Below are 11,130 nucleotides of genomic sequence, written 5' to 3' on the forward strand. Positions count from 1 at the left end.
ATGGCCGTCATCGCGGTGGTCGGCGGCCCGGGGGCGCCGGGCGCCACCACGACGGCGCTGGCGCTGCTGCTGGCCTGGCCGCTGCAGCCCGGCCGCCGGGTCCTGCTCGTCGAGTGCGACCCGGACGGCGGCGCGGTGCTGGCCGGGGCCCTGGAGGGCCGGGTCGAGGCGGTGTACGGGCTGCGCAACCTCGCCATCGCCGACCGGCGCGGGCTGCTCGCCCAGGCGCTCTGGGAGCAGCTGATCGACCTCTCGCCCGAGGGCAACGCCGAGCGCCTCCTGCTGCCCGGCCTCACCGACCCCGTCCAGGCGCCCGGGCTCGCCTACACCTGGGAGCCGCTGATGGAGGTGCTGCACGGGCTGGAGCCGCAGGGCTACGACGTCCTCCTCGACCTCGGCCGCTCCGGCGCCACCGGCACCAGCGCGGTGCTGGCCCGCCGGGCCGACGTGGTGGCGGCCACCGTGCGCACCACCCTGCGCGGGCTGAGCGCCGCCCGGCCCCGGCTGGCCGCGCTCGCCGAGGACCTGGGCACGGCCGGTACCGGCACGGACTCGCTGGGCCTGCTGCTGGTCGCCGAGGGTCCGTACTCGGGGGCCGAGGTGTCCCGGGAGTTCGGGCTGCCGGTGCTCGGGCTGCTGCCGCACGCGCAGCGCACCGCCCGGGTGCTCTCGGACGGCGGGGACGTCACGGACCGCCGGTTCGTCCGCTCCGAGCTGATGCGCACCGCCCGTTCGGCCGCGGACGAGCTGCAGCAGGCGGTCCGCCGGCGGCGCCAGCGGCTGGCGCCCGGTGCCGCGGCGGCCCGGCCCGCCCAGCTCGCCCCGGGCACGGGCGCGGGCACCGGCCCGGGTCCGGCGCCGGACCGCGGGCAGGCCGCCGCGGGACCGTCGGGTGGCGCGGCCCCGGCGCCGGAGCGCGCCGACGGGCCCGGGCACGCGTACGCGCCGCCGCAGGTGCCGCAGCCCGCCCAGCCGTACGGTCCGGTGGCGCCGGTGATCACCACCGGGCCGGTCGCGCCGCTCGCCGGGCTGGCGCCGCAGCCGGCCGCGCCCGCGCCGTTCCCCGGGCACGGCGGGCCGCCCGGGGAACAGCCGCAGCAGGCCCAGCAGGCCCAGCAGTACGGCGGCCGGCCGTACCCCGCGCAGCAGTACCAGGAACACCCGGCGCAGCCGTACGCGGCCCAGCCGTACCCGGGGCAGCAGTACGGCGCCCAGCAGTACCCGACCCCGTACGCGGCCCCGCAGCCCGGCCAGTACCCCGCCCAGCCCCAGCCCCACCCCGCCCAGCCCCGTCCGGGCGCCGGTCCCGGCCCGGCCGCGGGCGCGCCGGAGCAGCCGCACGGGCCCGCCCACCAGGCGTACGCCGCCCCGCCCCGGGACCATCTCGCCCAGACGGAGGTGCTCCGTGCGCGGTAGCCCCCTGCACCAGAAGCCGGCCGCCGACCCCGCCGCGCTGCCCTGGTCGACCCCCCTGCCCGGCCCCGTCACGCCCAACCCCGTCACGCCCAACCCCGTCACACCGGGCCCCGTCGCCCCGGCCGGCCCGCAGCCCGTGCAGCCCGGCGCCCACCAGCCCGGCGTCCACCAGGGCGGCGCGGCGAACGCCACCGCCGTCCCCTCCCAGCTGCCCTCGCTCGACCGGCGCGGCGCCGGCACCCGCCCGGCCGTCGACCCCCAGGTGGCGCGCGAGCTCAAGCGCCAGGTCGCCGCCGAACTCCACCAGCAGATCACCCGGCTGACCGCGGGCTCCGGCACCGAGCCGGACCGCGCCACCCGCCGCCAGCGCGGCCGCGCCCTGATCGAGGAGGCCGTCGCCCGCTGGTCCGACGCCTACGCGCAGACCCACGGCATCCCGCCCACCCGCGACCAGGACCGCGCCCTCGCCGAGGCCGTCTTCGACCTGCTCTTCCGGGCCGGCCGGCTCCAGCCCTACCTCGACGACCCGGAGATCGAGAACATCCTGATCAACGGCTGCGACGACGTCTGGGTCTCCCGGGTCCACCAGCCGCTGCGCCAGGTCCCGCCGGTCGCCGACAGCGACGCCGAACTCGTCGAACTGCTCCAGGACCTGGCCCGCCAGCACGGCGGCGGCGAACGCTCCCTCTCCACCGCCAGCCCCACCCTCGCGCTGCGCCTGGAGGGCGGCATGCGCCTCCAGGCGCTGACCGAGGTCACCCCGCGCCCGTACGTGGCGATCCGCCGCCACCGGGTGGCCTCCGCGACGCTGCCCGAGATGGTCCGGCTCGGCACCCTGGACACCACGCTGGCCGCCTTCCTGGCCTCCGCCATCCGGGCCCGGAAGAACGTCATGATCACCGGCACCCAGGGCGTCGGCAAGACCAGCCTGCTGCGCGCGATGGCCGCCGAGATCCCGCCGGACGAGCGGATCGGCACCCTGGAGTCGGAGTTCGAGCTCTGGCTGCACACCCTCGGCCACCTGCGCCAGGTCGTGCCGATGGAGGCCCGCGAGGGCAATGGCGAACGCGTCGACGGCCGTTCGGCGGGCGAACTGACCATCGGCGACCTGATCCCGGCCGCGCTGCGGATGACCCTCTCCCGGATCATCGTCGGCGAGGTCCGCTCCGGCGAGGTCGTCCCGATGCTGCGGGTCATGACCAACGGCGAGGGCGGCTCGATGTGCACCCTGCACGCCCGCGGCCCGCACATGGTCGTCGACCGCATCGCCGAACTCTGCCTGGAGTACGGCTCGCACATGACCGACGCGCTCGCCTACCGGCTCACCGCCAACGCGGTCGACCTCATCGTGCACGTGGCGATGGTCGACGAGACGCCCGTCGGCGGCCGCCGGCACCGCTTCGTCTCGCACGTCCTGGAGGTGACCGGCCTCGGCGAGAGCGGCCGGCCCGCGCTGAACACCGTGTTCGGCCCGCGCCCCGAGCTCGGCGAGCCGCGCGCCGTCCCGCACACCCCGCCGCAGTGCCTGGACGACCTGCGCCGGGCCGGCTTCGACGCGGCGCTGCTCGGCTCCCGGTACGGCAGTTGGGCCGCACCGCTCCAGCTCCGGATCGGCGGTGGCGCCCGATGATGCCGCTCTTCGTGCTCTGCGGCCTGCTCCTCACGGGCGGCCTGGTCACCCTGGTGGTCTGGGCCCGCGGCAGCGACCCGGCCGCCCCGCAGGAGGAGCGGGGGACCGGCAACCCGCTGGGCGGCCGGCTGCACGTGTGGTGGTACGGCGCGCCCGGCACCGCCACGGGCCGGATCGTCCGGCTGCGCCGGATCCAGCTGCCGCTCGCGCTGGCCGGCGCGCCGCTCGGCTGGCTGTTCACCGGGATCCCGCTGGTCGCCCTGCTGGTGCCGCTGGCCGTCTTCGGCCTGCCCTGGCTGTTCGACACCACCCGCTCGGACACCGACCGGATCGAGCGCCTGGAGGCGCTCTCCGAGTGGACCCAGCGGATCGCCGACGTCCTGCTGCTCGGGGTCGGCCTCAACCAGGCCATCGTCACCAGCCGCCGCACCGCGCCCGCCGCGATCGAGGACGAGGTCGGCGAGCTGGCCGCCCGGCTGCAGGCCCGCTGGCGGCCGGAGGAGGCGCTGCGCGCCTTCGCCGACAGCATGGCCGACGCCACCGCCGACAAGGTGCTCGCCGCGTTGCTGCTGCGCTCCGGCGACAGCGGGCCCGGCCTGGCCCGGGCGCTCTCCGACATGGCCGAGTCGGTGCGCGAGGAGGTCCGCCAGCGACGCACCATCGAGGCCGACCGGGCCAAGCACCGCACCACCATCCGCTGGCTGGTCGGCATCATCGTGCTGGTCGTCACGCTCGGCTCGTTCAACACCGAGTACACCCGCCCGTACAGCACCGTGCTCGGCCAGAGCGTGCTCGCCGTGGTCGCCGCGCTGTTCGTGGCGGTGATCGCCTGGATGCGGGCGCTGGCCGCGCACCCGCCGGTGCCGCGGCTGCTGGAGCTGGACCGGCGCAGCCGGACCGGCCGGGCGATGCGGGGCGGGAACGCCCCCGAGGACGGCGCGGACGGCTCCGCTCCCACCGGCACCGCTGCTCCCGCCGGTGCCGCCGACGGCGGGGCCCGGCCGCTCGGGGAGGCGCGATGATCTCCCCGTGGTCCGTCCTGGCCGGCGCCGCCGCGGCCGGCGGCATCGCCCTGCTGATCGCCGAACTCCGCCCCGCCCCGCCCGACCTGGGCCAGGCGCTGGACCGGCTGCACCGCACCCCCGCGGACCGGACCCCCGATCCGGAGGAGCGGCCGCGCTGGTACGACCGGATCGGCGAGCGCTCGGTCAACCTGCGGGGGGTGCGGATCCCGGAGCGCGACCTGGCGCTGATCGGCCGCACCCCGGCCCGGTTCATGGCGCACAAGCTGATGTTCGCCCTGGTCGGCCTCGTGCTGCCGCCCTACCTGGTGGTGGCGGCGCTGCTGCTGGACATGAGCCTGCCGTTCGCGCTGCCGCTGCTGGTCGGGCCGCTGCTGGCCGGGCTGTTCTGGTTCGTCCCGGACGCCATCGTGCGCGGCGAGGCCAAGGAGGCCCGCGTCGAGTACCTGCACGGCGTCGCCGCCTACCTGGAGCTGGTGGCGATGGAACGGGCCGCCGACCTCGGTCCGGCCGAAGCGCTGCGCCGGGCTGCGACGGTCGGCCGGGGCGCGGTGTTCCGGCGGATCAGGGACGCGCTGGACCGCGCCGCCACCGACCGGCTGCCGCCCTGGGCCGGACTGGACGCGCTGGCGGTCGAGTTGGGGCTCACCCCACTGCAGGACGTGGCCGACATCATGCGGCTCTCCGGTACCGACGGCGCCGCCGTCTACGACACGCTGCGCGCCCGGGCCAAGGGCCTGCGCGGTGAACTGCTCGCCGAGGACCTCGCCCGGGCCAACTCCGACAGCGAGCGGATGGTCGCGCCGGGGGCCGCACTGACGCTGCTGATGACCGTGCTGATCATCTACCCCGCGCTGCACAAGATGCTCAACTGACCAGCCCGCCACGGAGGTCAGCAACCTCCGTCACCACCACCACACACCCCTTGGGAGTGCCTGATGAACACTCGCCTCACGTACCTGTCGGCCAGACTGCTGGGACCCGTCCTGCTACCGGTCCGCTTCGCCGTGCTGATGTTCCACTTCCGGATGGGCCGGGTGCGGGCCGCCCGCGCGCGCGGCGACCGGGGCGCCATCAGCATCGAACTCGCGCTCGCCGTCATCGCGCTGGTGTTCGTCGCCGGCCTGGTCGCGACGGCGCTGTACGCCCTGAACAAGAAGGTCGTCGACAAGGTCAACGAGGACCCGAACCTGCCCGGGGCCGGTGGACCGACCCCGTGACCAGAGGCCGTCGTCTCCGCCGCACCGACCGGGGGTCGATGAGCCTGGGTATGGCCATCGTCTTCCCGGTCGTGCTGATCCTGATCCTGACCGTCGCCCAGACGGGTCTGTGGTGGTACTACCGCCAACTCGCCCTCACCGCCGCCCGGGAGGGCGTCGACGCGGGCCGGGTGCAGGGCAACCGGAGCGACGAGCTGAAGAACGAGGCGGCACGGAAGCAGGCGGAGACGTTCCTCGCCCGCCAGGGCAGCAAGGAGCACGTGATCAGCACCGACGGCAGCACGGCGGTGCTGATCCGGGTCACCGTGGAGGTGACGGCGCCGGTGGTGATCCCCTTCGTCACGCGGCCGACCGTCACCCAGCGGGTCGAGGCACCGCGCGAACGGTTCCTCCCGCCGCAGGTGGTGGGACCGTGAGCGGACGGTTCCGGCGGCGGACCGGAGGACCGGCGGGGACGCCGGCGGCGGGACCGACCGGGACGCTGACCGGGACGCCGGCCGGGAGTCCCGCCGGTCCGCCGGCCCGGTGGGCGCGCGCGTTCGCCGCGCGCCGGGTGGCCCGGTCGGCGCACGGGCGGGACGGCGGCGGGCTCGCCGTCGAGGCCGCCATCGTCGCGCCCGCCGTGGTGGGACTGATCCTGGTCGCCGTCGCGGCCGGCCGCGTGCAGACCGCCGCCGGCACCGTGGAGGCGGCCGCCCGGTCGGCCGCCCGGACCGCCTCGCTGGAGCGCGACGCCACCGCGATGGAGGCCGCGGCGGAGAAGTCCGCCGAGGACTCCATGGCGCAGCAGGGCATGCACTGCGTGGGCGGCGGAAAGACCGCCACCCTGACCCACGGCGAACTCGTCAGCCACGGGATCACCATGGCGACGGTCACGGTGTCGGTCCGGTGCGAGGTCGCGCTCGCCGACCTGCTCGGCGGTCCGGGCAGGGGCGGTCCCCTGTCGAAGACGCTCACCGGCAGCTTCGTCTCGGTCGTGGACCGGTACCGGGGCGGGTGACGCGGTGGCGGAGCGGTGCGGGCTGGGCGGCCGAGGGGGCGTGCACCGGCGCGGGCGGGGCGGGCCGGAACCCGCCCCTGACAGGGATGTGACGGGCCGTGGGGCGGGCGGTGGTGAGGTCGTGAGGACGAGGTGCCCGGACGGGGATTGGAGACGCTCCGGGCGGGGGAGACGCAAGCGGAGAGCGCCCGGGGGAGGGTGGACGGGCATGTCGGGAGGGGGCGCCATGGCGCGCGGACGCGGGGCACCGGGCTTCCGGGCCCGTTCGGACCGTGGCGCGCTCTCGGTGTTCGTCGCCATCTGCGCGGCCTTCGTCGTCCTGGTCGTCGTCGTCATCATCGACGCCGGCGGCAAGCTGCGCGCCGCGGAGAACACCGACGCCTACGCCCAGGAGGCCGCCCGGGTGGCCGGCCAGCAGCTCGACGAGGCCGCGCTGCTCCGCGGGGAGGGGTACCGGGTGCAGCACCAGTACGCCGAGGAGGCCGCCAACAGCTACCTCGCGCTGTACGGCCTGCGCGCGAAGTCCGTGGGGTTCTCGCCCGACGGGGCGAGCGTCGACATCACGGTGGAGACCGAGTACCGGCCCGTCCTGCTGACCGGCCTCGCCAACTGGAAGATCACGGGCAAGGGAAGCGCAGCCCTCGTCCACGGAGTCAAGGAAGCGGAGACCGACTGATGGCCGCGCCACGCGCCAAGGACCAGACCCGCGCCGGGCGTCCGGCCCGGGGCGTGCCCGCCACTCCCGCGCCCGGCCGCCGGCCGTCGTCGCGGCCGTCGCACCGCGGCGGCAGCGGCGGCCGCAGGGGCCGGGGCGGCGCCGTGATCGGAGCGATCGCGGCCCTGATCACCCTGCTCGGACTGCTGCTCGGCGTCCCGGCACTGCTCCTGTACGGCACCCGCGCGGTGGCCGACATGGGCGCGCTCGCCCCGGACGGCATCGGCGCGCTGCTGACCAGCCCCGACGACGGACGGCTCTTCCTCTGGCTGCTGGTCGTGATCGGCTGGCTCGGCTGGGCGTGCTTCGCGTTCTCCGTCCTGCTGGAGATCCCGGCCCAGCTCCGCGGACGCGTGGCCCGGCGGATCCCGGCGTTCGGCTGGAGCCAGCGCGCCGCGGCCGGGCTGGTGGGTGCGGTGATCGCGCTGGTGCCGGTGGCCGGTTCGGCCTTCGCCGCCACTCCCGAGCGGCCCCAGGTGGCCACCGCGTCCGCCCAGGCGGGCGCCGGCGTGCAGCGGGCCGCGCTGCACGCCGCGCAGGCCGCGCCGGCCCTCACCCCCGCCGCCGACCAGCAGGCCGGCTACACCGTGCGCGACAGCCGGCCCGCCGACAGCCTCTGGTCCATCGCCGAGCGCCAGCTCGGTTCGGGCGAGCGCTGGACGGAGATCGCCAAGCTCAACGACGGCCGGGTGATGGACGATTCGGGCAACCGGTTCGACGCCGACCGGCCGATCCAGCCCGGCTGGAAGCTGCTGATGCCGGCCGACGCCAAGCCGGACGGGGCCGTGACCCCGGCGCCCGCCCCGGCCCCCGCGCCCGCCACCGGGACCTCGGGCACGTCCGCCACCGGCACGCCGGGGAGCGGTGCGCAGGGCACCGGGACCGTCACGGTGAAGGCCGGGGAGAGCCTGTCGGTGATCGCCGAGCGGGAGCTGGGCGACGCCGAGGCCTGGCCGAAGCTGTTCGACGCCAACAAGGGCGTGCAGGCGCCGGACGGCGAGCGGCTCACCGATCCGGACGTGGTGGTGCCCGGGATGGTGCTCAGCCTCCCGGGCGCGGCGCCCCCCGCACCCGCGCCCGCCCCCGCGCCGGAGCCGGCGCCCGCCCCGGCCCCCGCGCCCCCGGCGGAACCCGCCCCCGCCCCGGCCCCGCCGCCACCGGCGCCGAGCACCCAGGTGCCCGCGCCCGCCCCGGCACCCGCGCAGACCCCCGCACCCGCCCCCCAGACCCCCGCACCCGCCCAGACCCCGGCCCAGACGCCCGCCGCGCACGCCGCGGAGACCCCGAGCGACGACTACGGCGTCGCCCTCGCGGCCTCCACCGTCGGCGTCCTGCTGGCCGCGGTCATGGTCGGCGCCGTCGCCCGCAAGCGCGGCACCCAGCTCCGCGCCCGGCGCCCCCGGCACCGCATCGCCCTGCCCACCGCCCCCGCCGCCGCCTTCGAGGCCGAACTGAAGGCCCGCCAGGACGACGCCGGACTCGACCTGCTGGACCGCGCCCTGCGCAGCATGGCCCGCAACACCGTCCGCGGCGGCAAGCGGCTGCCCGCCGTCGTCGCCGCCCGGATCACCCCCGGCCGGACGATCGAGCTGTACCTCTCCGGCCCGGCGGCCCCGATCGCCCCGTTCCGCGCCGCCCACACCCCCGACATCTGGTGGTGCGAGGCCGACTCCGACGGGCTGCTCTCGCCCGCCCAGGCCCGCAAGACCGCCGCCCCCTACCCGGCGCTGGTCACCCTGGGCTCCTCGCCCGACGGCTCGGTGATCCTCGCCGACCTGGAGACCGTCCGGCTGCTCCACCTCTCCGGCCACCCGGACGACGCCCGCGACGTGCTGCGCACCCTCGCCCTGGAACTCGCCCACAGCCCGCTGGCCGACCGGCTCCACCTGCACCTGGTCGACCTCGCCGAGGAGGTGCCGATCAGCGGCCCCGCCGCCGAACGGATCCACCGCCACCCCACTCTGGAGGCCGCGCTCGCCGCCCTCGGCCCGCGCACCGCCAAGGCCCGGGCCACCCTGGTCGCCGCCGAGGCCAACAGCCCCCGGGAGGCCCGCAGCCGGGGCCAGGCCGACGAGTCCTGGGTCCCCGAGATCGTGCTCTGCGCCCACCAGCCGGGCGGCGACGTCCCGGCCGAACTCGGCCGCCTGCTCGACGCCCGCCCGCGGACCTGCGTCGCCGTGGTCACCCGGGCACCCGAGCGCGGCACCGGACCGGTCGCCCGCTGGACCCTGCCGGCCACCGGCCAGGCCACCATCCCCGGCCTGCACCTCACCCTGGAGCTGCAGCGCCTGACCACCGGCCAGTACGAGCAGGTCGCCGAACTGCTCCGGGCCGCCGACGACACCACCCAGCACCCCGCCCCCGCCTGGACCCTGGACGGACCCGGTCTCGACGACCTCGAACCGGCCGAACTGCCGCCCGTACCGGTGCTGGTGGGAGCAGGGGTGTCGGGCGGCGGTCCGACCGGCGGGTTCCTGATGGGCTCGCCCGACGAGCCGGACCTCGGGGACGGTACGGACGGCGACGCCCCCGAGGCCGCCGGTCCGCGCCTGCTCGCCAGGGTGATCGGCACCGGCGTGAGCCCGTTCGCCGGCACCGACCCGGCGGCGCCCGCGATCTCCACCGGGTCGGTCGTGCCCGCGGTCGCCGTGGTGCCCGTGGTGCCCGTGGTGCCCGTCGCCCCGGTCGGTCCGGCCGCGCCCGCGACGCCGCTGCCGCCCGGGACGCCCCTGCCGCCCGGCGCCCGGCACCTCGTCAACGGTCTCGGCCGGCAGGCCGTCACCCCCACCGGCCCGACCACGCCGAGCAGCCCCAGCACTCCCACCGGCCCGGCCGCCGGCTACCCCACCGGAACGGACCCGGACGGCGGGGCGGCCTCCAGCGCCGAGGACACCACCCGGAACCTCCGGCTGCCCGACGAGACCGGAACGCCGAACGGCACGGCCGTGCCCGTCCCGCCCGTCCAGGCGGTGGCGCCCGTCGCACCGGTGCCCGGCCCGGCCGCCGAGCCGGCGCCCGCCCCCGAGCCGGTCCCGACGCACGACCCGGCGCCCGCACCCACCGGCACCGACCCGCGCCACCCCGGTCGGCCGGAACCGGTCCCCGGGCCGTCCGCCCAGCCCGCCCCCCGGCCGACCCGGCAGCCGGCGCTCCCCGGTGCGGCCGTCGAACCCGGACCGGCCGCCACCGCCCCGGTGGCCCGCACCACCCCCGGCCGCAGCGACAGCGACGACCTGCTCGCCATCCTCCGCTCCCCGGAGGCCCACGCCACCCGCACCGCCCCCCGGATCCGCCTGCTCGGCCCGGTGGACGTGGCCGGCACCAGCGGCACGGCCGACCCCGCCACCGTCCTGCGGCTCACCGAACTCGCCGTCTACCTGGCCCTGCGCCCCGGCGCCGACCACAACGCCCTCGACCACGACCTGCACCCCGGCGCGGCCCACCTCGACCCGCACCCCACCGCCGCCGACGCCAGGAGCCCGCTGCCCGACAAACTCGCCGACCTGGCCGCCTGGTTCGGCGCCTCCTCGGACGGCCGGACCTTCCTGGCCACCGACTCCGCCGACGGCTACGCCTTCGCCCCCGCCGTCACCTGCGACTGGGACGAGTTCCGCGGCCTCTACCGGCGCGGCATGCGCAGCACCAGCGCCACCGCCGACGCGGCCCTCGCCCACGCCCTCGCGCTGGTCCGGGGCGCCCCGTTCGCGGAGGCCCCGCCCGCCTCGTACGGGTGGGCCGAGTCCGAGCGGCAGGACATGATCGCCGCGATCGTCGACACCGCCCACGAACTCGCCGCCCGCCGCCTCCAGTACGGCGACCACCGCAGCGCCGAGGCCGCCGTCTTCCGCGGCCTCGCCGTCGCCCCGGACGTCGAACTCCTGCACCGCGACCTGTTCTACGCCTACGCCTCGGCCGGCGCCCGCGACCAGCTCCTGCGGGCCGTCAACCGCCTGGACGCGCTCAGCCGCCGCACCGGTCGCGACCTCGACGCCGACACGGTGGCCCTGCTGCGGGACCTCCTCGCCGGCTCCTGAACCGGTGCGGCGGAGCGGGGCACCGGCTGGTCCGGTGCCCCGCTCCGCCGTGTCCGCGGGCCGGTGGCCGTGGCGGATCCGTGCCCGTCGGGT

The 11,130-nt window shown here is 77.4% G+C and carries 9 protein-coding genes; all 9 read left to right on the top strand.

All coding sequences use genetic code 11. The features are described 5' to 3' along the window. The 9 genes from OG550_RS30375 (at position 1) to OG550_RS30415 (ending at position 11,037) form a co-directional block, all read left to right on the top strand. Positions 1–1,416, top strand: a complete 1,416-nt coding sequence (locus OG550_RS30375; RefSeq protein WP_327682929.1) for a hypothetical protein — start codon at positions 1–3, stop codon at positions 1,414–1,416. Then, the gene (locus OG550_RS30380; protein ID WP_327682931.1) at positions 1,406–3,046 is read left to right on the top strand and encodes a CpaF family protein; all 1,641 of its coding nucleotides are present in this window, start codon (positions 1,406–1,408) and stop codon (positions 3,044–3,046) included. The genes OG550_RS30375 and OG550_RS30380 overlap by 11 nt, the downstream gene beginning before the upstream one ends. Then, positions 3,043–4,068: a type II secretion system F family protein gene (locus OG550_RS30385; protein ID WP_327682933.1), complete on the top strand. Its 1,026-nt coding sequence runs from the start codon at positions 3,043–3,045 to the stop codon at positions 4,066–4,068. Before OG550_RS30380 ends, OG550_RS30385 begins: the two co-directional genes overlap by 4 nt. Next, complete coding sequence (locus OG550_RS30390; protein WP_327682935.1) at positions 4,065–4,943, top strand: type II secretion system F family protein; 879 nt, start codon at positions 4,065–4,067, stop codon at positions 4,941–4,943. The genes OG550_RS30385 and OG550_RS30390 overlap by 4 nt, the downstream gene beginning before the upstream one ends. Before the next feature lie 63 nt (positions 4,944–5,006). Next, the gene (locus tag OG550_RS30395; RefSeq protein WP_327682937.1) at positions 5,007–5,288 is read left to right on the top strand and encodes a hypothetical protein; all 282 of its coding nucleotides are present in this window, start codon (positions 5,007–5,009) and stop codon (positions 5,286–5,288) included. Positions 5,289–5,326: 38 nt separating this feature from the next. Then, positions 5,327–5,704 carry a TadE family protein gene (locus OG550_RS30400; protein WP_327682938.1) on the top strand — a complete coding sequence of 126 codons (378 nt, stop codon included), beginning with the start codon at positions 5,327–5,329 and terminating at the stop codon, positions 5,702–5,704. After that, the gene (locus OG550_RS30405) at positions 5,701–6,288 is read left to right on the top strand and encodes a TadE/TadG family type IV pilus assembly protein (protein WP_327682940.1); all 588 of its coding nucleotides are present in this window, start codon (positions 5,701–5,703) and stop codon (positions 6,286–6,288) included. Before OG550_RS30400 ends, OG550_RS30405 begins: the two co-directional genes overlap by 4 nt. Positions 6,289–6,514: 226 nt before the next feature. After that, positions 6,515–6,964 (top strand): hypothetical protein, encoded by a 450-nt coding sequence (locus OG550_RS30410; RefSeq protein WP_327682942.1) that lies wholly within the window; start codon positions 6,515–6,517, stop codon positions 6,962–6,964. After that, positions 6,964–11,037 carry a BTAD domain-containing putative transcriptional regulator gene (locus OG550_RS30415; RefSeq protein WP_327682943.1) on the top strand — a complete coding sequence of 1,358 codons (4,074 nt, stop codon included), beginning with the start codon at positions 6,964–6,966 and terminating at the stop codon, positions 11,035–11,037. The genes OG550_RS30410 and OG550_RS30415 overlap by 1 nt, the downstream gene beginning before the upstream one ends. Positions 11,038–11,130: the final 93 nt, after the last annotated feature.

Source organism: Kitasatospora sp. NBC_00458, from assembly GCF_036013975.1.
Classification (GTDB): domain Bacteria; phylum Actinomycetota; class Actinomycetes; order Streptomycetales; family Streptomycetaceae; genus Kitasatospora.